This is a genomic window from Bradyrhizobium sp. Ce-3, from assembly GCF_022835695.1.
Taxonomy (GTDB): domain Bacteria; phylum Pseudomonadota; class Alphaproteobacteria; order Rhizobiales; family Xanthobacteraceae; genus Bradyrhizobium.
On the sequence record NZ_BQUV01000004.1, the window covers coordinates 301041 to 325696 of the forward strand.

Annotated in this window: 21 protein-coding genes and 1 tRNA gene; 7 read left to right on the forward strand and 15 right to left on the reverse strand. The window is 64.9% G+C overall.

Features of this window, described 5'->3' with window-relative positions; translation table 11 throughout:
- Positions 1–104: 104 nt before the first annotated feature.
- The 3 genes from serA to BRSPCE3_RS16045 form a co-directional block, all read right to left on the reverse strand.
- Positions 105–1355, reverse strand: a complete 1251-nt coding sequence (gene serA / locus BRSPCE3_RS16035; RefSeq protein WP_244066831.1) for a phosphoglycerate dehydrogenase — start codon at positions 1353–1355, stop codon at positions 105–107.
- Positions 1356–1705: 350 nt separating this feature from the next.
- Positions 1706–2020 (reverse strand): BA14K family protein, encoded by a 315-nt coding sequence (locus BRSPCE3_RS16040; protein WP_244066832.1) that lies wholly within the window; start codon positions 2018–2020, stop codon positions 1706–1708.
- Between the two features lie 207 nt (positions 2021–2227).
- Positions 2228–2524: a hypothetical protein gene (locus tag BRSPCE3_RS16045; protein ID WP_244066833.1), complete on the reverse strand. Its 297-nt coding sequence runs from the start codon at positions 2522–2524 to the stop codon at positions 2228–2230.
- Between the two features lie 565 nt (positions 2525–3089).
- On the opposite strand from BRSPCE3_RS16045, the gene BRSPCE3_RS16050 reads away from it, so the two are divergent.
- Positions 3090–4088, forward strand: coding sequence for an AraC family transcriptional regulator (locus tag BRSPCE3_RS16050; RefSeq protein WP_244066834.1), 999 nt, complete (start codon positions 3090–3092; stop codon positions 4086–4088).
- 29 nt (positions 4089–4117) lie between these two features.
- Here BRSPCE3_RS16050 and BRSPCE3_RS16055 read toward each other — a convergent pair whose 3' ends face one another.
- The 8 genes from BRSPCE3_RS16055 to deoC form a co-directional block, all read right to left on the reverse strand.
- The gene (locus BRSPCE3_RS16055; RefSeq protein WP_244066835.1) at positions 4118–5209 is read right to left on the reverse strand and encodes an ABC transporter ATP-binding protein; all 1092 of its coding nucleotides are present in this window, start codon (positions 5207–5209) and stop codon (positions 4118–4120) included.
- 83 nt (positions 5210–5292) lie between these two features.
- Entirely contained in the window at positions 5293–6753 is a 1461-nt protein-coding gene (locus tag BRSPCE3_RS16060; protein ID WP_244066841.1) for an extracellular solute-binding protein, read from the reverse strand.
- A gap of 28 nt (positions 6754–6781) precedes the next feature.
- Complete coding sequence (locus BRSPCE3_RS16065) at positions 6782–7819, reverse strand: carbohydrate ABC transporter permease (protein ID WP_244066842.1); 1038 nt, start codon at positions 7817–7819, stop codon at positions 6782–6784.
- Positions 7816–8691: a carbohydrate ABC transporter permease gene (locus tag BRSPCE3_RS16070; protein ID WP_244066844.1), complete on the reverse strand. Its 876-nt coding sequence runs from the start codon at positions 8689–8691 to the stop codon at positions 7816–7818. The genes BRSPCE3_RS16065 and BRSPCE3_RS16070 overlap by 4 nt, the downstream gene beginning before the upstream one ends.
- Positions 8692–8698: 7 nt before the next feature.
- On the reverse strand, positions 8699–9622 hold the full coding sequence (gene rbsK / locus BRSPCE3_RS16075; protein ID WP_244066846.1) for a ribokinase: 924 nt from the start codon (positions 9620–9622) through the stop codon (positions 8699–8701).
- A 4-nt stretch (positions 9623–9626) separates the two neighbouring features.
- On the reverse strand, positions 9627–10082 hold the full coding sequence (locus BRSPCE3_RS16080) for an RbsD/FucU family protein (protein WP_244066847.1): 456 nt from the start codon (positions 10080–10082) through the stop codon (positions 9627–9629).
- An 80-nt stretch (positions 10083–10162) separates the two neighbouring features.
- Entirely contained in the window at positions 10163–12550 is a 2388-nt protein-coding gene (locus BRSPCE3_RS16085; RefSeq protein WP_244066848.1) for an aldehyde dehydrogenase family protein, read from the reverse strand.
- Between the two features lie 10 nt (positions 12551–12560).
- A complete protein-coding gene (gene deoC / locus BRSPCE3_RS16090; RefSeq protein ID WP_375709920.1) occupies positions 12561–13478 on the reverse strand; it encodes a deoxyribose-phosphate aldolase in 918 nt (305 codons plus the stop codon).
- A 351-nt stretch (positions 13479–13829) separates the two neighbouring features.
- Between deoC and BRSPCE3_RS16095 the strand changes: the two genes are divergently transcribed.
- On the forward strand, positions 13830–14624 hold the full coding sequence (locus tag BRSPCE3_RS16095) for a DeoR/GlpR family DNA-binding transcription regulator (RefSeq protein ID WP_244066850.1): 795 nt from the start codon (positions 13830–13832) through the stop codon (positions 14622–14624).
- An 80-nt stretch (positions 14625–14704) separates the two neighbouring features.
- On the opposite strand, the gene BRSPCE3_RS16100 is transcribed toward BRSPCE3_RS16095, so the two are convergent.
- The 3 genes from BRSPCE3_RS16100 to BRSPCE3_RS16110 all read right to left on the reverse strand — a co-directional run bounded on the left by BRSPCE3_RS16100 (position 14705) and on the right by BRSPCE3_RS16110 (position 18527).
- Complete coding sequence (locus BRSPCE3_RS16100) at positions 14705–15856, reverse strand: substrate-binding domain-containing protein (protein WP_244066851.1); 1152 nt, start codon at positions 15854–15856, stop codon at positions 14705–14707.
- Between the two features lie 101 nt (positions 15857–15957).
- Positions 15958–16950 carry an ABC transporter permease gene (locus BRSPCE3_RS16105; protein ID WP_244066853.1) on the reverse strand — a complete coding sequence of 331 codons (993 nt, stop codon included), beginning with the start codon at positions 16948–16950 and terminating at the stop codon, positions 15958–15960.
- Positions 16947–18527, reverse strand: coding sequence for a sugar ABC transporter ATP-binding protein (locus BRSPCE3_RS16110; RefSeq protein ID WP_244066854.1), 1581 nt, complete (start codon positions 18525–18527; stop codon positions 16947–16949). Before BRSPCE3_RS16110 ends, BRSPCE3_RS16105 begins: the two co-directional genes overlap by 4 nt.
- A gap of 238 nt (positions 18528–18765) precedes the next feature.
- On the opposite strand from BRSPCE3_RS16110, the gene BRSPCE3_RS16115 reads away from it, so the two are divergent.
- The gene (locus BRSPCE3_RS16115) at positions 18766–20598 is read left to right on the forward strand and encodes a PQQ-binding-like beta-propeller repeat protein (protein WP_244066855.1); all 1833 of its coding nucleotides are present in this window, start codon (positions 18766–18768) and stop codon (positions 20596–20598) included.
- 275 nt (positions 20599–20873) lie between these two features.
- Here the strand turns inward: BRSPCE3_RS16115 and BRSPCE3_RS16120 are convergent.
- Positions 20874–20950: transfer RNA gene (locus BRSPCE3_RS16120), tRNA-Pro, on the reverse strand.
- A gap of 79 nt (positions 20951–21029) precedes the next feature.
- Between BRSPCE3_RS16120 and BRSPCE3_RS16125 the strand changes: the two genes are divergently transcribed.
- The 4 genes from BRSPCE3_RS16125 to BRSPCE3_RS16140 all read left to right on the forward strand — a co-directional run bounded on the left by BRSPCE3_RS16125 (position 21030) and on the right by BRSPCE3_RS16140 (position 24617).
- Positions 21030–22016 (forward strand): L-threonylcarbamoyladenylate synthase, encoded by a 987-nt coding sequence (locus BRSPCE3_RS16125; RefSeq protein ID WP_244066858.1) that lies wholly within the window; start codon positions 21030–21032, stop codon positions 22014–22016.
- A gap of 111 nt (positions 22017–22127) precedes the next feature.
- Positions 22128–23555 carry an FAD-binding oxidoreductase gene (locus BRSPCE3_RS16130; RefSeq protein ID WP_244066860.1) on the forward strand — a complete coding sequence of 476 codons (1428 nt, stop codon included), beginning with the start codon at positions 22128–22130 and terminating at the stop codon, positions 23553–23555.
- Positions 23556–23569: 14 nt separating this feature from the next.
- Positions 23570–24016, forward strand: a complete 447-nt coding sequence (locus tag BRSPCE3_RS16135) for a GNAT family acetyltransferase (RefSeq protein ID WP_244066862.1) — start codon at positions 23570–23572, stop codon at positions 24014–24016.
- A gap of 19 nt (positions 24017–24035) precedes the next feature.
- Positions 24036–24617 carry an NUDIX domain-containing protein gene (locus BRSPCE3_RS16140; protein ID WP_244066863.1) on the forward strand — a complete coding sequence of 194 codons (582 nt, stop codon included), beginning with the start codon at positions 24036–24038 and terminating at the stop codon, positions 24615–24617.
- The last annotated feature ends 39 nt before the right edge of the window (positions 24618–24656 follow it).

Here is a 24656-nt window from a genome sequence, read left to right on the forward strand (position 1 = left end):
CGTTCGGATTGAATCGCAACGGGGCTCTGGATTTTGGATCCGACGCGTTTTCTTCACACGAATCGTTGCCCAGCTCGCTGGGAACCGCTGCAACGAGCGCTCGATCACCCCTGCGGTCGGGTCTGGTCGTACAGCACCCGCGCGCGGATGGTGCCGTCGATGGCTCTCAGATCGGCCAGCAATGCCTCGCCCTCGCCGCCGACAACGTCGGTTTCCAGCACGACATAGCCGACTTCCGGATCGGTCTGCAGATACTGCGCCAGGATGTTGATGCCATGCCGCGAGAGTGCGTCGTTGACCTGGCGCATGACGCCGGGAACGTTGCGGTGAACGTGGATGAAACGGGTGCCGGTCGGTCGCGCCGGCAATTGCACTTGCGGAAAATTGACCGCGCCGAAGGTCGACCCGACATCGGAATAGTCGATCAGCTTGCGTGCAACTTCGCCGCCGATGCGATCCTGCGCCTCTTCCGTCGAACCACCGACATGCGGCGTGAGGATGACGTTGGGCAGCCCCTGCAGCGGCGAGACGAAGCGCGCCTCGTTCGACACCGGCTCGACCGGAAACACGTCGACCGCGGCACCCGCCAGCTGGCCCTCACGCAGGGCGCTCGCCAGCGCATCGAGATCGACCACGGTGCCGCGCGAGTTGTTGATCAGATAGGCCTCGGGCTTCATCAGCTGGAGCTGGGCCGCGCCGATCATGTTGGCGGTCGCAGGCGTCTCCGGCACATGCAGCGATACGACGTCACTGGCCGCGAGCAGTTCGTCGAGCGTGTCGACCGGCTCGGTGTTGCCGTGACGCAATTTGTCGGTGTGATCGAAATAGATCACGCGCATGCCCATGGCTTCGGCGAGGTTCGAGAGCTGCGAGCCGATGTTGCCGTAGCCGACGATGCCCAGCGTCTTGCCGCGCACCTCACGGCTGCCTTCGGCGGACTTGTCCCAGCCGCCGGCATGTGCGGAGACCGAACGCGGAAAGATCCGGCGGAACAGCATGACGATCTCGGCGATGGTCAGCTCCGCCACGCTGCGGGTGTTGGAATATGGCGCGTTGAAGACGGGAATCCCGAGCTTTCGCGCGGCGTCGAGATCCACCTGATTGGTGCCGACCGAAAAGCAGCCGACAACCAGCAACCGGTCGGCGGCCTCGAGGATTTCAGCGGTCAACTGGGTCCGCGACCGAATCCCCAGCATATGGATGCCTGACAGCGCCTGCCTGAGTTCTTTCGGTCCCAGCGCCTTGGGCAGACGTTGCAGCTCGGTGTAGCCGTTCGCCTCGAACATCCGGGCCGCCGAATCGTTCACGCCCTCCAGCAGCAGCACACGTATTTTGGTCTTGGGAAGCGACAACATCTTCGGGATCCGGATTCGTAAGGCTCGGGCAGGCCGCACGAGCACAGTTTCGACGGATCACGTGATAACATAGAAAATCATCGCATCAGAAGCCGCCATGGGCGGCCCCGACCCGCGATTCCCGATCAAGTCGCCTCGATCCGCTCCCCTGGACGCAGGGCGGGAACCTGTTGCGTCAAATGTCTGGCCGATTCCCCGGCACGGCACCTTCGGCGTTCAAACGCCTGCTCCGGCCCATCGGCCGGAGCGTGCTCGGCCCGTCGCCGAGGGCTATACCCCGGAGCGGCGGGTCCAATTCCCCCGCTCCGGTGGCCGCAAGCCCACTGCAGTGGTCGCGGCAGCCGAACCGGCTACTGGCAGGGATAGCGCCGGCCGTCCTTTGCCTGGAACGTGTTCGACGCCGCATCGTATGAGCGATAGCGCTGAGCGCAGGACGCCGCGTGCTGCTGGGCGGCGGCAGCTTCCTGCTGCGCGGCGGCGTTGGCCGCGCCGGCCGCGATGACGCCGCCGATCAGGCCGCCGACCAGTCCGCCGACGGCAGCGCCGCCGCCGTTGTCATAGCAATTCCCGTAACGGCACCAGACCTTGTCGGTCACCGACGGCACCGCAGCCGCAACACCGGCACCATGCTGGAGCGGAGCCGAGATCGCGGAGGCGGAAAACATCATAACGCCGGTGGTGGCCGTCAAAACGATTTTCAGAAAGCGAGCCCTACGCATCATATCTCCTGCTTTATTGCTGTGGGCGCAGGCCGGCGCTGCATCCCAATTCCTCGACATGGATGGCTCGCCCGGTCTCAGACCGGGCGACATCCCTACACGCGCGGCCGGTTACAATTCGCGCGTCAGCCTTGCTTCACAGATGGATGGAGTTCACTGACCGGCTGCGTTCACGACACGGCAAAGGTTGTCGCCGACTCCAGGAGCCAGTTGTCCCGGCGGCAAGATGAAGGTCGCATCGACGCGGCTGCCTTTGCCGTCCTTGCGGACCACGACTTGCAACGTTTGTGGCCGGCCGGATCCGGTGGTCTCCTGCTGCGTGGTCACGGTGCCGAGCTTCTTGTCGACGTTCACGCCGACGAAACCCTCCGCCAGAACGGCACGGGACACCTTGTCGAGCGCGGCAGCGGAATTGACCGACGGGAAGATCATCCAGGTCTTGTGGGTCATGCCCGTGACCATCGGAACGCCGGTGCTCTGGACGTGATCGGCGCAGCTATCGGCTAGCGCGGGTATGGAGGAAAGAACCGTGAGCGCGAATACGCAAGTAATCCTTGTAAGCATGCTTTCATAACCCGTTTGAGTTGGTCGTGACGATTTAGGCCAAATGGGCTACGAGTCCATGGATGCCATCGCATTCTGGATGGAGACATTCGGATTTTGGCTAGAGCGATCGATCGCGAGCGTTGTCACGCCCGCGGAGCTCCGGAACACCAGCACGGCAACAGGCGTGACGTCAGCGAAGGCACGGCGAGTGCTGAGCGGCGCGGCATCGACGTCAATCGAGGCAGCCGAATTGGATCAGATCCTACCTTTTGCGGCCCGGTTTTTCGCAATCTGGATATTCTATTCGGTAATTGGATATTGAGAGAGATGAAAAAGAGAACACGAGCTGAATTCCCCAAGGCTGTGCTAATGTGATCGTACGGTTTGTGCGTGTGGCAGACGTCCTCAATGATGGACCGCGGTTCTGATGGATCGGGTCATGCCGCGCACAGCAAATTGGTTAGGACTAATGATCGAAGACGTACTCGCTGCTCCGCCCATACGATCGGGGTCTTCGTTTGAAGATCTCCTTGAGATGCTCAGACCGCACGGGATCAATGCCCATTCTTCGCCGCAGCCTGATGAATCGTTTTGCTGGCACGCGGATATTGCAATTGGAGCGGAAGTTGACGTCGTCCGGGCGGACCTCTCTGCAGGCTGGGATTGGCGCTACTCATACGAGGACTCCGCCGGAGAACTCGCAATAGGCCTGCTGAATGCCGGCAAGGCCGAGACGCTCATTGCAGGAAAGAGCGTCGAGCGAACCCCGTCCGAGATCGCCATCGTCCCCCTCCCGACGATGCAAGCGCAGCGCGTCGAGGCGGTCGATCGAAGATACTCCAGCGTAACCCTTACGCTGCATACGGGCATCGTCACAAAGGTGCTGTCGGCGACATTCGGCAGCGCAGCGCTCGAAGATCTCAATTTGACGCCGATCGTCGACTTGTCGACAGGAGCCGGGCAAACGCTGCTTCAGCTTGTTCGTACGAGTGCGACCGGCTTGTATGACGGGACGCTGGCGCGCTCTCCGAAGGCCAGCGCGCTACTCTCGGAAGCTACCATACAGTTCATCCTCGAGAATATCCCGCATCGGCTGATCGACCGGTTGAACCGCCACTCGCTGGATGCTCCGCCGCGTTACATTCGGCGTGCGGTTGAGTACATGCGAGCCAATCCTCATCTGCCGCTGACGGTATCGGACATTGCCGCGACGGTCGGTGTCAGCAGCCGGCTGCTGCAATTGGGCTTTCGCAAAATTCACGGCACGACGCCCGTCGCCTATTTGCGGCAGATTCGGCTCGAGGCAATCCACGATGAGCTGTCACGACCGGAGAACGTGCTTCCGGTCAGCGAAGTTGCCCTGAAGTGGGGCTTTACCCATATGGGCCGCTTCGCTGCGGTGTACCGCTCGGCTTTTGGCCTGTATCCGTCCGACACCGTCCGGCGAGTGCGAGGGTTCAGCAGCTAGGCAAGCAGCTGTTGAGCAGCGCAGGCCGATCAGCAAATCGCCTTCCCTGAGGCCTTGTCGAACAGATGGGTTCGCTCGAGATCGAGCGCGACGTCGATGGCATGATCCGGCTCCGCGGCGACGCCGACCGGCATTTGGGCCGTGAACGCGAACGCGCCGACGGTCCCGATCACGAGCGTATGCGGCCCGAGCGGCTCGACGTCCTTCACGAGTAGACGGATGGAAGAACCCGCAGGCTTACCTTGCGCCAACACGTGATCGGGCCGCACGCCGAGCACCACGGGCTTGCCGACGCTACCCGCATAGGCCGCCTCACGCGACTTCGGCACTCGCAATGCCGTGCCCGACGGCTCGGTGAAGATCAGCGCGCCGTCGCGGGCGGCGATCTCGCCATGAATGAAATTCATGCTGGGGGCACCCATGAAGCCCGCGACGAACAGATTGCTCGGCTTCTCGTAGATCGTGATCGGATCGGCGGCCTGTTCGATCCGGCCTTTGTTCATCACCACGACGCGATCTGCCATGGTCATGGCTTCGACCTGGTCGTGCGTGACATAGACGATGGTCTTGGCGAGGCGGCGGTGCAGCGCCTTGATCTCGGTCCGCATCTCGATGCGCAGCTTGGCGTCGAGATTGGACAACGGCTCGTCGAACAGGAACACGTCGGGGCTGCGCACGATGGCGCGGCCGATCGCGACGCGCTGGCGCTGGCCGCCGGACAGCTGCTTGGGCCGGCGCTGCAGGTATTGCTCCAGGTCGAGCACGCGTGCCACGTCGTTGACGGCCCTCTCGATGCTGGCGCGCGATTCACCGCGCACCTTCATGCCGTAGCCGATGTTCTCGCCAACCGTCATGTGCGGATAGAGCGCGTAGTTCTGGAACACCATCGCGCAGTTGCGCAAGCCAGGGCGCAACTGGGTCACATCGCGGTTGCCGATGCGGATTGTGCCGCTGGTGACGGCTTCCAGTCCCGCGATCATGCGCAATGTCGTGGTCTTGCCGCAGCCGGACGGCCCGACCAGCACGACAAACTCCTCGTCGGCCACGTTGAGGTCGAGCCCCTCGATGATCTTGTAGGGCCCGTATGCCTTGCTGACGTTCTCGATCTCGACGTGCGCCATGGAATCCTTTTCCGTCCCTTCGTCGACGGCAGATAAAGTCCCGGATGACACTTGCGCATCACCCGGGATGTCTCGGTTGAAAGCTAGTTCTTCGGCGGCAGGCCCATCGCCGCGCGATAGGCCGCGAGCTGCTTGGCCCGGCCGAACTCGTCGGTCAGCCGGTTCCACTCCTTGGCCATCGCATCGAGCGCCGCCTGCGGTGTGGTCTGGCCGGCGAGCGCCTTGCCGAGCTCGATCTCCACGACCTCCGTGTAGGAGAAATAGCCGGGCAGACGCATGTCGAGCGCCACGTTCTTGGCGTTGATCGAGTCCGACTGCGCGCCGAGATATTCCTTGGCCTCCTGCGGCGTGAAGATCTTGCTCCACAGTTCCAGATTGGCGGTGTGCGACTTGCGATACGGATTGACGCCGCTGCCGCCGGTGATCGCCGCCTGGCCCGACACCGCGGGGCTGGTCAGTGTCTTGACGAAGTCCCAGGCCGCCTGCTGGTTCTTGCCGGCCTTCGGCACGGCGATCTGCCAGCCGCCGAATGCCATGAACGGGCCCGGAATGACGCTCGGGAACTTGTCCCACTTCTTGCTCTTCGCATTCCAGATCTCGTCCGAGCCGGGCAGCATCGCCGAACCGACCTTGCCCGAGATCTTCGACTGCTTGGGGTCGGCTGCGATCACACCGGTGTCGCCCCAACCGATCGACTCCGCCACCTGGCCGCCGGCCACCGCCGCGTTCACCTCGCCGAACGAGAAGTTCAGCGCGTTCGGCGGCCCGAGCTTGGACGCGCGGATGTATTCCTCAAGGCCCTTCACCCAGCCCGGGTTGTTGATCTGCGCGTCCATCGTCTCGGGATCGAAGAACATCGCGCCCGGATAGTTGGGATTGTTGGCGTAGGCCGCCGCGTGGCTGAAGAAGAACCAGAACTGCTGACCGCCGCGGCGGAACGCTTCCGCCGTGCCCCACAGGCCCTTGTCGGGCCGCTGGAAGAACTCCGCGATGTCGAGATACTGCTTCCAGGTCTTCGGCGGTGCAAGGTCGTAGCCGTATTTTGCCTTGAACGCGTCCTTCTCCTTGGGATCGCTGAACAGGTCGGTGCGGTAGGTATAGGTGTGGACGTCGCCGTCCATCGATTGCGAATAGATCTTGCCTTCCCACACCATCAGGCGTTCGCGATAGGCCGGCTCGATATCGTCCCAATCCTTGCCGGACTGCATTTCCTTCGGCATCTCGCTGAGATAGGGCACGAAGTCCGGCAGCCAGGCCGGCGCGAAGCTGACGAGGTCGAACGTCGCGTCCGACGCCGTCAGCGACGTCGCGATCTTCGGATAGAGCTCGGACCACGGAAACTCGACGACATTGACCTTGCCGCAGGTCTTCTTCGCCCATTCGTCGGCGCCGAGCTTGAGCGCGGAGGCGATATACGGTCCGGTCTGCGACGCCACCGTCAGGGTGACGCCGGTGTAATCCGGGCTGCAGGCCGCATTCGCCTGGCCCGCGGCGCAGGCCATCGCGAGCGAGGTGGTCAACATCAGGAACGTCCGTCGCAACATCGTCTAGTCCTCCCTACAAAGTCTTTTGCTATTTGATGGCCCCGAGCAGCAGGCCCGACCGCATCATCCGGCTGAGCAGGGCCGCCATGATCATCATCGGAACGATGGCAACCAGCGCCGCAGCCGATATCGCCCACCATTCGTCGCCGCGCTGGCTGTTCTGTCCCGCCACCAGGATCGGCAGCGTCTGCCATCTGGAATTGGTCAGGAACAGCGCGAACAGAAACTCGTTCCAGACGAAGGCCAGCGTGATCATGAATGTCGCCAGCAGCCCGTTCATCGACATCGGCACCACGATGCCGATGAAGATGCGCCAGCTCGGCACGTTGTCGACCATCGCGGCTTCCTCGACCTCGATCGGGATCGCCTCGAAGAAGTCGCGCATCAGCCAGACCACGATCGGCAGCGAAAACGCGACGTAGCACAGCGTCAGGCCGACGAAGCTGTCGATCAGCTGGAAGCCGAGCCGGCCGATCTCGCTGTAGAGCAGATACAGCGCAAAAGCCGTGACGATCGGCGGGAACATGCGCTGGCTGACGAACCAGAACAGGATGTCCTCATTGCCGAGGATCGGTCCGGGCAACGGCAGGCGGTTGGCGACGACAGCGACGATCAGCGCAATCGGAAACGCAAGCAGCAGAGCCTGCGGCCGGGTCAACCCGAACGTCGCGTTGAACAACAGATAGCCGCCGAGCGCGAGCAGGAAGAACACCAGCCCCGCACCGAGGCGCACCTTGAATTCGAACCGCACCAGGGCATAGGCCGCCATCGCGCCGATCGCGGTGGCGATCGCCGCCGCCGACAGGCCGACGATGGTCGAGTTGAGGAATGTCCTGAAGAACTCGCCGCGGATCCCCTGATAGAGATCGATGAAGGGCTGCAGGGTCGGCGTGAAGTCGATGAACGGCAGATAGGTCGGCCCGCCGACGACACCCGGCGGCGTCTTGAATGCGGTCACCACCACCCAATACAGCGGAAACACCGTAACCAGGCACCAGAGCAGAACGCCGACCGCAACGAGGCGGCGGCTCCATGGCGACAATCCGGTCAAGCCCTGCCCGCTCATCGGCGCTTCTCCAGATGCGGCCGCAGCAGCGCCAGATAGGTGACGCCGATGATCGTGATCGCGATCAGGAACAGGAAGCTGAGCGCCGACGTGTAGCCGAGATTGAACTTCTTGAAGCCTTCCTGATAGGCGAACAAGGTCAGCGTCTCGGTGTCGACGCCCGGGCCGCCGCCGGTCATCACGAACACCGTGTCCATGATCTTGTAGCTCTCGATCAGGCGGATGAAGACGACGGCGGCCGAGATCGGCAGCATCATCGGAAAGGTGATGCCCCAGAACTGCTGCCAGGCACTGGCATTCTCGAGCTCGGCGGCCTCATAGACATCCTCGGGCAGCGTCTGCAGGCCGGCCAGCATCATCAGGATGATGAACGGTGTCCACTGCCAGACTTCGACTGCGATGATGCAGGCCAGCGCCCAATGTCCATTGGTGAGGAACGGCAGGTTGACCAGGCCGAACTTCGACAGGAACTGATTGAGCGGCCCCATCGTCGGGTTGAAGATCATGCGTGCCACCAGCGCGACCGCGACCGGCGCCAGCAGCATCGGCAGCAGCAACGCGACGCGAAACAGCCGCTCGCCCGGCACTCGCGCGTTCAGCGCCAGCGCAATGCCGAACCCGATCGCGTATTGCAGCCCGACCGCGATCAACGCGATCAGCGTCGTCGTGAACAGCGCATTCCAGAACCGCGGCTCCTGCAACAGCGTGACGTAGTTGCCGAGCCAGACCACCCGCGGCGGGATCGGCGGAATCAGGCGATAGCTCAGGAAGCTCGTGGTGAGCGAATAGATCAGCGGAAAGATCGAGATCGCCAGCACGACGAGCACCGCCGGCCAGATGAAGACGTGCTTGATCGGATCGTTCCGCATCATCGCGCGATCATCCCTTGAGCAGCGCGTCGATCTCCACGCGCTGCGGCATCGCGGGCGCGGTGCCCGGTCGCGTCACCGAGATTCCGGCCGTGGCCGAACCGAACCGCGCCGCTTCGAGCGGATCGGCACCGTCAGCGAGCGCCGCCGCGAAGCCGCCGACGAACGCATCGCCCGCACCGGTGGTCTCGACCACCTTGCCGGCGGCGAAGGGCGGCACATGCAGCGAACGGTCCCGCGTATGGAACAGCGCCCCGCGCTCACCGAGCGTGATCAGCGCCGTGCCAGCGCCCTTTGCCAGTAACGCATCGCCGGCGCGGCGGGCGCCGGCGAGATCGCTCACCGCGATCCCGGTCAGCGCCTCGGCCTCGGTCTCGTTGGGGACGACATAATCGCAGAGCGCGAACAGGCTATCGTCGAACTTGATCGCCGGCGCCGGATTGAACACGGTGATGCTGCCGGCGGCGCGCGCGATCTCGAGCCCGCGCCGCGCCGCATCGACCGGCTGCTCGAGCTGCGTCACGAATACGCTGGAGTCGCGAATGGCATCCGCCACCGCATCGACATCGGCCGGACCGATGCCGCCCGCCGCGCCCGGGACCACGATGATCGCGTTGTCGCCGCGCGTCTCGTGGACATAGATGAACGCCGCTCCAGTCGGCGCCTCCGCGGTCCTCGCCACACGCGGCCGGATTCCCTCGGCCTCCCAGGTCTTGATCGCAAGCTCGCCGAAGGCGTCGCTGCCGATCCGGGAAATGAAGCTCACGCTGGCGCCGGCCCGTGCGGCCGCGACAGCCTGGTTGGATCCCTTGCCGCCCGGCCCCATGGCAAATCCCGAGCCGGCGATGGTCTCGCCGATCGCCGGCATGTTGCCGGCGCGGAACGCCAGGTCGACGACGAAGACGCCGAGGACGGCGACGGCATTCTTGCTCATGTCGTCACTCCCCGTCCGGCGCGATCACGCCCTTGCTGAACAGGAAGCAGCCGTAGAAGCGGCGCTCGCCGGTTGCGATCACGCAATAGGCCGCCTTGGCCTGCTCGTAGAACGCATGGCGCTCGACGCCGACCAGCGGCCAGGATCGTCCTTCGGCGCGATCGATCGCGGCCTGCACCTCGCGCTGCACGGGGGGCACTTCCTGCGGTTGTCCGACGATCTCCATCCGGATCGCGGCATCGTCGACGAACGTATCGAGCGGCATCACCGAGAGGACGGCTTCGACCGCCTTGGCGGCACTCACATTGTCGATGCGCAGCAACTCGCCAAACACGGTCTGGCGCGCGATCGAGTCGGCCGGAAAATTGGTGTCGCACACCACCAGGCGATCACCGTGCCCCATCGCCCGCAAGGCATAGAGCACGTCGGCATTGAGCAATGGATTGATGCCCTTAAGCATGTTGCGTCCCTCCCTCGTCTTCAAGACTACCGAACTCTGACGGTCCGGATCCCCATCCGTATCACCGCAAGGTGACTTCTTTAGTCGCCATACGGAATCCAGATGTTCTTCACCTGCACGGCATGGCGGAGCAGGATCGGCCCCTCGCTCGCGGCCTTGTCGTACCAATCAAGCGCGAGGCCGTGATCGACCAGCGTCCGCTTGAGATTGCCGACCGAGTACCGTTCGGCCGCCGTCGACGCGTCCTGTGATCCAAACGCCCAGAGCGCATCGACATCGTCGTGCTCGGCGAGCACCTTGACCAGATCTTCGCGATCGCCGGTGACGATGTTGACGACGCCGCCGGGCACGTCCGAGGTCTCGAGCACCTGGTAGAAATCGGTCGCGGCCAGCGGATGCCGCTCGCTCGGCACGGCGACGACCCGGTTGCCCATCGCAACCAGCGGCGCCACCAGGCTGATGAAGCCGAGCAGCGGTGCCTCGTCGGGACAGGCGACACCGACCACGCCGATCGGCTCGTGCATCGCGAGCGCAACACCGCGCAACGGCGGCGCATGGATGGATCCCTCGAATTTGTCGGCCCAGGCGCCATAGCTGAACAGCCGCTCGATGCTCGCATCGACCTCCGTGCGCGCTTTTGCCGCCGAGACGCCGGTCATGTCGGCGATGCGGCGGCTGAACTCGTCGCCGCGCGCGGACAAATTCTCGGCAAGGTAATAGAGGATCTGGGCGCGATTATGCGCCGTCGCCCGCGCCCACCCCTCGGCGGAGCGCGCCGCGGCCACCGCGTTGCGGATATCCTTGCGATTGCCCTCGCCCGCCTCGCCAAGCCGGCGGCCTTTCGGCGAGAGCACCGCGCGCGAATAGTTGCCGTCCGGGCGCACCTGCTTGCCGCCGACGAACAGTTTTGCGGTTCGATCGATCGGCGGCACGTCGAAGCCGGCGCTGACACCGGACGCCGCCGGCAGCGGCGACGCCTTGGCCCGCGCCTTGCGCCCGCTCCAGGCCTTCGGCTTGAGATACTCGTACATACCTTCACGGCCACCCTCGCGGCCGAATCCGGACTCGCGATAGCCGCCGAAGCCGACGCTGGCGTCGAACAGGTTGGTCGCATTGACCCAGACCACGCCGGCCAGGAGTTTCGGCGCGATGTCGAGCGCCAGCCCGATCGTCTCGCTCCACACGCTGGCGGCAAGGCCGTAGCGCGTGTTGTTGGCGAGCAGCACCGCCTCATCGGGCGTGCGGAACGTCATCGCCACCAGAACCGGGCCGAAGATCTCCTCGGTCGCTACCGTCGAGGATGGGTGCACGTTCCACAGCAAGGTCGGCGGATAGAAGCATCCCTCCGCCGGGATCGCGCCGGACGCCTGGTACTTCTCGGCGCCCTCCTTCACCCCGGTCTCGACCAGCGACTTGATCCGCTCGAGTTGCACCGGCGCGACCACCGCGCCCATGTCGATCGCCTTGTCGAGCGGCATGCCGACGCGAAGCGTCTCCATGCGGCGGATCAGCCGCCGGCGGAAGGTCTCCGCAATGCCCTCCTGCAGCAACAGCCGCGATCCGGCGCAGCACACCTGGCCCTGGTTGAACCAGATCGCGTCGACCACGCCTTCCACGGCGCCGTCGATATCAGCGTCGTCGAACACGATGAACGGCGATTTGCCGCCGAGCTCCAGCGTCAGCGACTTGCCGGTGCCGGCCGTGGTCTGGCGGATCAGCCGTCCGACCTCGGTCGACCCGGTGAAGGCGATCTTGTCGACGCCGGGATTTTCGACCAGCAACGCGCCGGTCGCGCCGTCGCCGGTCACGACATTCAGCACGCCCGGCGGCAGTCCGGCCTCGGCCGATAGCTCGGCGAACAGCAGCGCGGTGAGCGAGGTGAATTCCGCCGGCTTGAGCACCACCGTATTGCCCGTGGCGAGCGCCGGCGCGATCTTCCAGGCCAGCATCAGCAGCGGGAAATTCCACGGGATGATCTGGCCGATCACGCCGATCGGCACCTGATCGGCGAATTCGCGATCCTGTAGCTGCGCCCAGCCTGCGTGATAGTAGAAATGGCGCGCCGCCAGCGGCACGTCGAGATCGCGGGTCTCCCGGATCGGCTTGCCATTGTCGATCGCCTCCAGCACCGCGAACAGCCGGGCGTGACGCTGCAGCATGCGCGCCAATGCATAGAGATGGCGCGCACGGCCGTGGCCGCCAAGCTTGGCCCACGCGACCTGCGCGGTGCGCGCGGCGTTTACCGCAGCCTCCACGTCGACAGCAGTGCCCTGCGCGATGCGCGCCAGCGTCTTGCCCGTGGCAGGCTCGCTCGTGGTGAGATGCTTGCCCGCCTGCGGCGCCGTGAACTTGCCGGCGATGAAATGCCCGAACGTGGCGCCATGCCGCGCCAGCCAGGCGCGGGCCTCGCCGTCCGCCTCGGGCGCGGGGCCATACTCCATGGTCTCGAAATAGTTTGCGACGCTCATCGCTGGAGTCTCATCCCACGGGGTGGCGGTTGAAGGCCGAGTAGTGGCCGGTCACGTGATGCTCGAGCTGCCGCTCGATGTCAGCAAGCAGGCTGGAGGCACCGATGCGGAACAGATCCGGCTCGAGCCAGTCGCGTCCCAGCTCCTCCTTCATCAGGAACTGGTAGTTGAGCACGTCCTTTGCCGTCGAGATTCCACCGGCCGGCTTGAAGCCGATCTTGTAGCCGGTGCGCTCCTGATAGACGCGGATCATCCGCAGCATCGCCAGCGTCACCGGCAGCGTCGCATTGACGCCTTCCTTGCCGGTGGAGGTCTTGATGAAGTCGGCACCGGCCATCATGCAGACCATCGAAGCCTTGGCGACATTGCGCAGCGTCTTGAGATCGCCGGTGGCCAGGATCGTCTTCAGATGCGCATTGCCGCAGGCGGCGCGGAAATCCCGCACCTCGGCATAAAGCGCCCGCCAATCGCCGGTCAGCACATGCTCTCGCGTGATGACGATGTCGATCTCCTGCGCGCCGTCGCGGACCGACGCCTCGATCTCCTTCAGCTTGACATCGTGCGGCACGAGACCCGCGGGAAACCCGGTCGAGACCGCAGCGACCGGGATGCCGGATCCATCGAGCGCTCCGACGGCCGTCGCGACAAAGCGATGGTAGACACAGATCGCTCCGGTATGCAGCTCGCGGCCGGCAAAGCCGAGCTTCTCGATGACATCGCCGCGCACGGGCGTCTTGGCCTTGGCGCAGAGCCGCTTCACCCGCTCGGTCGTGTCGTCGCCGTTGAGGGTCGTCAGGTCGATGCAGGTGACCGCCTTGAGCAGCCACGCCGCCTGTGCATCCTTCTTCACGGTTCGCCGGCCCGGCAGGCTCGCGACCCGCCTTTCGGCGGCCGACAGATTGATCCTGATCTCGTCGACCCAATCCATCTCGAGCGCGCGGCCAGCGTTGCGCGGGAGCGGGTGCAGATGCTCGCCGCCGGGGGAAGGCGATTGCACGGCCAACGGGGACGGATTCTGGATGAAGACGCTCTGCGTCATGGCGGCGCCGTGCGGTCCTAGCGAATCGAGGAGGTGGCCAGATAGACTGAATGTGTCGATCGCAACATGTGATCCTCCCCTGACCTTGCCGCTGGGTTTGCCGACTGCCACGGAACGACAACGTTCCCGACACTCGATCAGCCCGCCGGACTGGATGTTATTATTGTAACAAAACGACGTTGATAAACTCACAACATTGTAAGATCATTGTCAATCAGATAAGCAAGCTCGGCGATCAAAATGGCTGAAACCCCCACCGCACGACCAAGCGAGACACGCGTCCAGCGCCTGCAGAGGCTGCGCCGTGCCGTCGAGTCGAGTGGCGCGCTGCATCTGAAGGACGCCGCCGAGCTCCTCAGGGTTTCCGAAATGACGGTGCGGCGCGACCTTGCGGGTCCGGAAGCCGCGCTCGCTCTGCTCGGCGGCTACGTCGTCAACGCGGCGTCGCCGACCGGGATCAAGTACGCGTTCGAACAGGAGATCGACCAGCACACCCAGGACAAGCGCCTCGCCTGCCGGGCTGCCGCCGCCTCCATCAGGGAAGGCGATACGATCTTCATCGATTGTGGCACCACGATGCAGTCGCTGGCGGACTGCCTGCCCGAGGATCTGCCGCTCTCGGTGATCTGCTATTCGATGAACGTGGCGTCGATCGTCACGCAACGACCGGCCACGCAGGTGATGCTGATGGGCGGCCTCTACCATCCGTCATCGCAGTCCTTTGCGTCGGACGACGGCCTGTCCTATCTGCGCCGGCTCGGGATCAACAAGGCGTTCATTTCCGCCGGCGGCGTGCACTGGACGCGCGGCGCGAGCTGCTCGAACTTTCACGAGGTCGCGGTCAAGCAAGCCGTCATCGAGACCGCGATGGAAAGCATCCTGGTGATCGACGCCAGCAAGCTCGGCAGCCTCAAATCGGCATTCTTCTCCGATATCGGCGCGTTCTCGCAGATCATCGTCGGCGGCGCGGCATCGGCGGACATGCGCAAGCACTTCCGCAGCCTCCCCGTTGAGTACGTGACCAACGCAACCTGATCCGAGCGGGGGCTGGCACGCCCGGATCAGGCTGCTCACAATGCGCGGGCTCGCGGGACCACGCATCGAACTGCTGCGGCTCAGTTGCAGGCAGGCTTTGCCTTGTTGCAGGCGTCGGTCAGTTCCGTCGGCGGCTCCTTCTTGAACACCGTCCTGTAGGACTCCAGCACGTTCGACTGCGTCACCGGCAGCGACTGCACACCGACCCAGGCCGGCGTTTCCTTGCCAAGCAGCGCATTCATCATCGCCATCGCTTCCGCGACGCCCTGGTCATAGGGACGCTGCGACCCGGTCGCCTTCAAGGGACCGCCCTTGGCAATCTCGATCGCCGATTGCAGGCCGAGGTCGACGGTCGTGACCGGAATGTCGATGCCCTGCGCGCGCATCGAGCTCAGCGTATCGAGCGCCGGCTGATCCCAAACCGCATACACGCCCTTGACGTCCGGATTGCCGGTGAGGAAGTCGCCAGCGATCTGCGACACTTTCGGCGGATCGGTAAAGTCGACCTGCTTCATCTTGATGTCGGGACGGTTCTTCTGCATCCACTCGCGAACACCCTTGGTGCGCTCGTTGGTGCTGAAATAGTCGACGCCGAAATTGACGAGGCCGATGGTGCCGCCCTGCGGAATGCAGGAGGCCAGGATCTGGGCCGCGATCAGCCCGTTACCGAGGTTGTCCGCCGAAATCATCGAAGCATATTCCTCGGGATGCTTGAGACCGGTCGGGATGCTGTCCATCAGCACCAGCTTGATGCCGGCCTTGGCGACCTTCTTGTAGGTCGGCGCGGTCGCGGTGAAATCGACCGGGATCGAGATGATGCCGTCCGGATGCTGCTGGATGGTGTTCTCGATGTCGGCGATCTGCTTGTCGACCTGATATTCGGCGGAGGCGACGCCGGTCACCGTCACGCCATACTTCTTCAGCGTGTCGGTGATGCCCTGGATCTGCAGCTGCGCCCAATCGAGGTTGACGGTCTGCATCGAGATGCCGACCTTGAAATGCTTCTCCTTGACCTTGGCGGCATCGGCGTCCGAGAGCGCGAGCACCTCGGGCGACGCGGCCTTCTCGCCGTGCGGCCCCTGACCGACGATTGACTTCGGTCCTAGCGTCGCAAGGTCGACGCCCTTGACGCAGGTTGCCGGCACTTCGGCCCGCGCCGCGGGGGCGATCGAAATGGCCGTCGCCGCGATCAGTGCGGTCAGCGGCGGGGTTTGTCGCAAGATTGGCTTCATTGTTTCCTCCCTTTTTGGTCGCCGATTGACCGGAGGCCGGCGACCTTGCCCCTACCCTCGCAACGCCTGACCCTGCGGCCAATGCGCTGCACCATCACGCGCTAGCGTTTCGTGAAGGCGACCGCGGCCACGATGATCGCTCCCTTGATGACGAGCTGCATCGGCGAGCTGACGCCGAGCAGCACGAGGCCGTTGTTGAGCGTGCCGATGATCAGGCTGCCGAACAGCGTTCCCAGGATGTAGCCGCGGCCGCCGAACAGGCTGCAGCCACCGAGGATCACGGCGGCGATGACGTCGAGCTCCATGCCCTGCACGACGTCGGGCCGCGCGGCATGCGAGCGCGCGGACAACACCAGCGCCGCCAGGCCGGCCAGCGCGCCGGTCAACACAAAGGCCGCGGTCGTCACCCATTTGGTGTTGATGCCGGAATACAGCGCCGCGGTCGGATTGCCGCCGACCGCATAGATGCGGCGGCCGAACACGTTGTAGTGCAGCAGCAGGATGCCGACGATCATCGCCACCAGCGTCCATGCGATCGGAACGGGGATGCCGAGAAATGATCCTTCGCCGAAGATCGCGAAGTAGGTCTCGTTGGTGATGATGACAGGCTTGGTGTTGGTGACCATCATGGCGAGGCCGCGCGCCATGCTGAGCGAGCCGAGCGTCACCAGGAAGGACGGGATCGAGAGTTGCGTGGTCAGGATGCCGTTGAGCAGCCCGACCAGCGCGCCGGTACCGAGCCCGGCAACCGCGCCGACGATCCAGCTGTTGTTGATCTGGCTCATGGCGAGCGCAGCCGCCATGCCTGAGAGCGCCAATGTCGATGCAACCGACAGATCGATCTGGCGTGCGATGATCACGAAGGTCATGCCGACCGCGATGATCGACACCAGCGTCGTCTGGCGTCCGATGTTCAGGAAATTGTCGACCGACAGGAACCAGGGCGAGGACAGGCTGAACACCACCAGCAGCACGACGAAGGCGATGTACAGCATGTAGGGCCGCTCGCCGCGCAGCAGGTTCTGCAGCAGCTTGCGACGGCGATCGGATCGCGTCGACGCGGCGACGACATTGGGCGCGGTCAATTCAGTCATGCGGGCAGCTCTTGCGGTACGCCTTGTCCGGCAGCCTGGTACATCTGCAGCAAATGATGGAGCTCTTCGGCATCGTCGATCTCGCCGCGCACCAGCGTTCGCGCCACGCGTCCGTCGACGATCACGGAGATGCGGTCGCAGAGCTCGATCAGCTCGACGAGATCCGACGAGACGACCAGCACGCCGCTGCCGTCGCGGGCGGCATTCCTGATCACGCCATAGATTTCCTCGCGTGCGCCGACGTCGACGCCGACTGTCGGCTCGTCCAGCAGCAGCACGCGCGGCCGCGGATCATTCCATTTTCCAAACACGACCTTCTGCTGGTTGCCGCCAGATAACGTCCTGACCAGGCTGGAGGCGCCCAGCGCCTTCACCGAAAGCCTCGCGATCGCCGTGTCCGCGCGCCTTGTGGCGGCGCGCTGCTGCATGAAGCCCCAGCGCGAGAAATGCGGAATCCGCGGCAAGGTGATATTGCGTTCGATCGAATGATCGAGCACCAGGCCCTGCACATGCCGGTCCTCCGGCACCAGCGCAACGCCACGGTCGATCGCATCGGCCGCGCTCTGCGGCAGCCACGGCTGGCCCTCGATCTCGAGCGTGCCGCTCTCGGCCGGCCGAAGTCCGAAGATCGTCTCCAGAATCTCGGTGCGCCCGCTGCCGATCAAGCCGGCCAGGCCGTGGATCTCGCCCTTCATCACCGACAAGTCGACGGCCGACAGCCGGTCATTCGACACACCCGACAGCGAGAGTACGGGCGACGAATCGAACGAGCGCGTTGCCGCGGGCGCGGCGCGCGACGCAGCCGGTGCCGATCGATCGGTGCCGATGATGGCGTTCACCAGCCGTTTCATATCGGTATCAGCGGTGACGAAGGTGCCGGCATTGGCGCCGTCGCGCAGCACGGTGACGCGCTGGGAGATCTCGAACACCTCGTTGAGCCGGTGCGTCACGTAGATCACGCCGACGCCGCGGCGCGTCGCCTTGCCGATCGCGTCGAACAGGATGCGGACCTCATCCGATGTCAGCGAGGAGGTCGGCTCATCGAGGATCAACAGCCGCACCTCGCCCATCAACGCCTTGGCGATCTCGGTCATCTGGCGGTAGGCGAACGGCAGCGAGCCGACCGCAGCTTTCGTGTCGAGGGGAATGCCAAGCTCGCTCAGGAACGCCTCGGCCCTGGCCATCAGCTCGCGCTTGCGGACAAAGCCGAACCGCGCGCGCGGCTCGCGGCCGAGCAACAGATTGTCGGCAACGCTCAGGGATTCGACCAGGCTGAGATCCTGGTAGACGACGGCGATCCCCGCCTCGCGCGACCTTGCCGGACTGTCGAACGCGACCTGCTTGCCGGCGATCTCGATGGTGCCGCTGTCGGCGGCATGAACCCCGCTGAGGATCTTGATCAGCGTGGATTTTCCGGCGCCGTTCTCGCCCAGCAGCGCATGCACCTCGCCGGGACGGACCTCGAGGCTGACATCGCGCAACGCGCGCACGCCACCGAAGCGCTTGTCGATGCCGCCGACCATCAACAGCGACGACGACGGCCGAGGCTCTGCCGCGATCGAACCGGACAATTCCATTTTCCTCCCGCGTCAGGCGCTGATGCGATGATGACATCTTGTTATTTTTGCAACTTATTGTGTTATAATTCTATCACATCGGGCGGCCTGTCAATGGGAGATCGCGCCGCCAGGCGCCCGATTTGGGGCGGCCGCACCGTCCGGCCGACACCGCCGGCCTCCCCATCCACGATGGCGTCGGCAGGTTGTGCTACGCTGCAGCCGCTCTCTTCATCAAAGCCAACGCCGGTGCATCACGATGAAACTGAGTGCTGCGATTGCCGTCGTCCTGTTCTGGTCCTGCCTGCCCGCGACAGCGCAGCAGGGCGGTGCCGCCCTCTACGCACAGCGCTGCGCGCAATGTCACGACGGCAGCAACACCGATGTTCGCGCGCCGGGCCGCGCCGCGCTGCAAGCAAGATCGTTCGACGAGGTGCTCGGTGCGATCACCACGGGCCCGATGGCATCCTTCGCGCAGGGACTGAGCCATGACGAGCGGGCGGCAATCGCCTCGCTCGTCACCGGCAAGGCCGCCTCGCACGCGGCGGCCGAGAATGCAGGGCAGTGCGCGCAGAACGAGACCGGGTTTCCGCAGCCGATCGACGGGCCGCGGTGGAACGGTTGGGGCGCGGATCTCAACAACAGCCGGTCTCAGCCCGCGGCCGCGGCCGGCCTCACGCCAGACCAGGTTCCGCGGTTGCGCCTGAAATGGGCGTTCGGATTCCCTGACACATCCACGGCCTTCGCGCAGCCGAGCGTGGTCGGCGGACTGCTGTTCGTCGGTGGCGGCGACCGCAAGGTCCACGCCCTCGATGCCAGGAGCGGATGCACCCGCTGGCTGTTTCCGACCGAGGCACCGGTGCGCACGGCGATCAGTTTTGCCGCGCTCGATAACGGCCAGCCGGCCATCTTTTTCGGCGATGTGCGAGCCAACGTCTACGCCGTCGATGCTGCGACCGGTGCGCTGATCTGGAAGAGCAAGGTCGACGATCATCCGGCGGCCCGGATCACCGGCGCACCTGTCCTTCATGCCGGCGTCGTCTATGTCGGGGTGTCATCGATCGAGGAGGCCACGGGATCCCGCCCCACCTACCAATGCTGCACCTTTCGCGGCAGCGTCGTTGCACTGAAGGCCGACACCGGCGCGCAGATCTGGAAGACCTACACCATCCCTGACGCGCCGCATCCGACCCGGACGAACGCCATCGGGACCCAGCTGTTCGGTCCGGCCGGCGCGTCGGTCTGGTCCGCGCCGACGATCGATGTCGAGCGCCAGGCGCTCTATGTCGCGACGTCGAACAGCTATGCCGACCCGGCGACCGACACCAGCGATGCCATCCTCGCGTTCGATCTCGCGACCGGCCGCATGCTATGGCATCAGCAGGCGACGCCGAAGGATAGCTTCGTGGTTGCGTGTTTCGGCGCCGACCAGAGCAACTGTCCGCAGGACCGCGGTCCCGACCATGACTTCGGACAATCGCCGATCCTGGTGAAGCTGCGCGATGGACAGCGCGCGCTGGTGATCGGCCAGAAATCCGGCGTCGTCCACGCGCTGGATCCCGACCATGACGGCACGATCCTGTGGCAGACGCGGATCGGCAAGGGTGGCGCGTTGGGCGGAACCGAGTGGGGCTCGGCCGCGGACCAGGCCCGAATCTATGTCGCCAATTCCGACGTGCGATTCCTGAGGGACGGCTCGCGGCGTCTCAACTCAAGCGAAGGCGGCGGCCTGTTCGGCCTCGATCTTGCGACCGGGAAAATCGAAATGCAGGTGGCGCCGATTGCCTGCGGCGACCGCCCGCAATGCAGTCCCGCCCTCTCCGCAGCAGTCACTGTCATTCCCGGCGTCGTGTTCTCGGGCGGCGTGAGCGGCTTCCTGCGCGCCTACGCGACTGATGACGCAAGACTGCTGTGGGAGATCGACACCGCCCGTGACTACAGCACGGTCAACGGCGTTGCGGCCCATGGCGGCGCCATGGACGGACCCGGCCCGGTCGTGGTCGATGGCATGCTGTACGTCAATTCCGGCTACGCGCAATGGAGCGGCCTGCCCGGCAACGTTCTGCTGGCCTTCGAGGTCGGCAACCCCTGACAGGCGCATATTCGAATCCGCGATGGCACGCTGAGCACTACTCGCGACGGGGCATTCGTGCTTTGATGTCGGTCAAGAACCGCTCAAGGATCGGAAGGGAGGCTGCCCCATCGGCTCTGGTTCCGAGTGGCGCAAGATGGTGGCGACCCATTCGTGCGACTCGCCGGTATCAGGGACATGCGTGCCGAAATCGACGGAACATGGCCGCCGCGCCAGAAATCAATGCGCATTTCGTTGCACACAAAAAACGCAGAAACTATAAGTGCTTGGAAAGATGGTCGGAGTGGCAGGATTCGAACCTGCGACCCCTGCGTCCCGAACGCAGTGCTCTACCGGGCTGAGCCACACTCCGACTAAGAGCCGGGCTTATAGCGTCGCGTTTCGGGGACCGCAAGGGACCACGAGGCACCCAATTGAGGAATCTAGTCACAGTGGATACAGGCCTGAAAACGCATGTTCTGCCCGCCGGCGCCGCCGCCACGGCGACCGCCGCCGGAATCCTCGCCGAGGGCGGCCTGGTGGCGTTTCCGACCGAGACGGTTTACGGGCTCGGCGCCGACGCCGGCAACGCGCCGGCGATCGCCCGGCTCTACCAAGCCAAGGGCCGGCCGGCGTTCAATCCGCTGATTGCCCATGTCGCCGATCTCGGCGCCGCCCGCCGGATCGCGCTGTTCGACGGGCAGGCGTTGCGGCTGGCGGAGGCGTTCTGGCCCGGTCCCTTGACCCTGGTGCTGCCGAAGGCGCTGTCCTGCCCGGTGGCGGAACTCGCGACTGCCGGCCTCGATACGGTCGCGATCCGCATTCCGGCCCACAAGGTGGCGCGCGACATCATCAAGGCGTTCGGCGGTGCTGTGGTAGCACCGTCGGCCAATCTCTCGGGCCACGTCTCGCCCACCACCGCCGAGCATGTGAACGGCGATCTCGCAGGCCGCATCGACCTGATCGTCGACGGCGGCCCGGTCGAGGTCGGCGTCGAATCCACCATCGTCGGCTGCTTCTCCGATCCGGTGCTGCTGCGTCCAGGCGGGCTGACCCGCGCCGAGATCGAGCGGGTGCTCGGCCATCCGCTGCAGTCGCCGCCGCAGGACGCCGAGAACGACAGCCAGCCGATCGCCCCGGGCATGCTGGCCTCGCACTATGCGCCGCGGACGCCGGTGCGGCTCAATGCCAGCGACGTCCATATCGGCGAAGCCCTGCTCTCGTTCGGGCCGGCCAAGGTCGCGCGGCGCGAATGCGCCTCCGTGGAGATGAACCTGTCCACACGCGGCGATCTCGCCGAGGCCGCCGCCAATCTGTTCGGCTACCTTCGCACGCTCGACAAGAGAAACGCGGATGCTATCGCCGTGATGCCTATCCCCGAAGACGGATTGGGCGAAGCCATCAATGACCGGCTGCGCCGCGCAGCGGTTGGGCGGTAACAAGCATGACCCGGAAAAGCGCGATCCGGATTCCCCAGCGACAAACGCGACGCGTTTGCGCAGAGGTCATGCCGCGATAAAGATCCCGACTGAGTGAAAGACCAAGAAAAAATGAACATCGTCCAATCAGCGGTGCCCCCGCTTCCGCCCGAATTGCTTGCCAAGTTCCGCGCCATCGTCGGCGACAAATATGCCGTGACCGATCCCGCCGACATCAAGCCTTACGTCACCGAGGAGCGCGACCTGTTTCACGGCCGCTCGTCGTTGGTGCTGCGCCCGGGCTCGACCGCTGAAGTCGCCGCGATCTGCAAGCTGGCGAGCGAGTACCGGATCGCGCTGGTGCCGCAGGGCGGCAACACCGGCCTGGTCGGCGGCCAGACGCCGCACAATGGCGAGGTCGTGGTTTCGCTGCGGCGGCTCGACAAGATCCGCGACATCGACGTCGAATCCAACACCATGACCTGCGAGGCCGGCGTTGTGCTGCAAATCGCGCAGCAGAAGGCAGCCGACGTCGACCGGCTGTTCCCGCTGTCGCTCGGCGCCGAGGGCAGCTGCACCATCGGCGGCAATCTCTCGACCAATGCCGGCGGCACCGGCGCGCTCGCCTATGGCGTGGCGCGCGAGATGGCGCTCGGTGTCGAGGTCGTGCTGGCCGACGGCCGCGTGCTCAATGCATTGTCCAAGCTGAAGAAGGACAACACCGGCTACGATCTGCGCAACCTGTTCATCGGCGCCGAGGGCACGCTCGGCATCATCACCGCAGCGACCTTGAAACTGTTTCCGCGGGCGCGTGCAGTCGAGACCGCGTATGTCGGTCTGAAGTCGCCGTCGGCAGCGCTCAAGCTGCTGTCGATCTCGCGCGACCAGGCGGCAGGCAGCCTGACGAGCTTCGAACTGCTCGCCGACATCGCGGTCGAGTTCTCGATCCGCCACGGCATCGACATCCGCGATCCGCTGGAGAGCAAGCATCCCTGGTACGTGCTGATGGAATTGTCGTCGTCGCGCGACGATGCCCGCGACACGCTGGAGGCGATCCTCGCCCAGGGCATGGAGGACGGCATCGTCGATGACGCCGTGATCGCGGCCAATCTGAGCCAGCGCCAGGCGTTCTGGAAGCTGCGCGACGAGATGTCGGCGGCGCAGAAGCCGGAGGGCGGCTCGATCAAGCACGATATTTCAGTGCCGGTCGCGGCTGTACCCGCCTTCATCGCGGAAGCCAATGCGGCGGTGGTGAAGCTGATTCCCGGTGCACGGCCGGTGCCGTTCGGCCATCTCGGCGACGGCAACATCCATTACAATGTCAGCCAGCCGGTCGGCGCCAATGCGGCCGACTTCCTGGCGCGCTGGCACGACGTCAACGCCGTCGTGTTCGAGATCGTGCTGCGGATGGGCGGCTCGATCTCGGCCGAGCACGGCATCGGCGTGCTCAAGCGCGACGAGTTGCCCGACGTCAAGGACAAGGTCGCGATCGAGCTGATGCGGCAAGTCAAGACGATGCTCGATCCGCTCGGCATCATGAATCCGGGCAAGGTGCTGTGACCGTGCAGGCGCCAATGCCCTCCTCCTCTTCACTCGCCATTGCACCAGTCACCGATGCCGACATCGCCGACGTCGTCGCGCTGTGGCAGGCCTGCGGCCTGACACGGCCGTGGAACGATCCCTCAGCCGACATCGCGCTGGCGCGGCGCGGACCGAGCTCGGCCCTGCTGGTCGGTCGCAGCCCCGAGGCGATCGTGGCAACCGCGATGGTCGGCCATGACGGCCATCGCGGCTGGGTCTATTACGTCGCGGTCGACCCTAGCAGCCAGGGCAAAGGATTCGGCCGCACCATGATGGCGGCGGTCGAAGATTGGCTGCGAGCGGCCGGCGTGCCGAAGCTGCAATTGCTGGTGCGGCGCGAGAACGCCAAGGCCGGCGCATTCTACCAATCGCTCGGCTATGAGGAATCGACCTCGGTGATGCTGGCCAAATGGCTCGACGGCCGCGAAGCGACGTCGTGACGGAATTGAAGGGTTACGCATGAGTATCGGCGACCGCGTCCGCATCAAGGACGTCCAGCTGCTGTCGAAGCGCCGCTACGAGCTGAAGAGCGCGACCTTCGACTATCGCCGCAGCAATGGCGAATGGCAGACCCAGGTGCGCGAGGTCTATGACCGCGGCAACGGCGCGGCGCTGTTGCCGTACAATCTCAAGACCCGCAGCGTGGTGCTGGTGCGCCAGTTCCGCTACCCCGCTTTCGCCAACGGCTATGACGACCTCCTGATCGAGACCGCCGCCGGTATGCTCGACGATGCCGCGCCCGAGGCGCGCATCCGCGCCGAGGCGGAGGAAGAGATCGGCTATCGGCTCGCGCATGTGCGCAAGGTGTTCGAAGCCTTCATGACGCCGGGCGCGGTGACCGAGAAGCTGCACTTCTTCGTCGCCGAATACGACGCCGCGATGCGCATCGGTGACGGCGGCGGGCTCGCGGACGAGGGCGAGGACATCGAGGTGCTGGAGCTGTCGCTCGACGACGCCCTCGCCATGATCAGCGACGGCCGCATCGTCGACGCCAAGACCATCATGCTGCTGCAATACGCCGCGCTGCATCTGTTCAAGTGAACTCCGGCCCGGCCTGGACCGAGGCGGCATCGCGGCCAG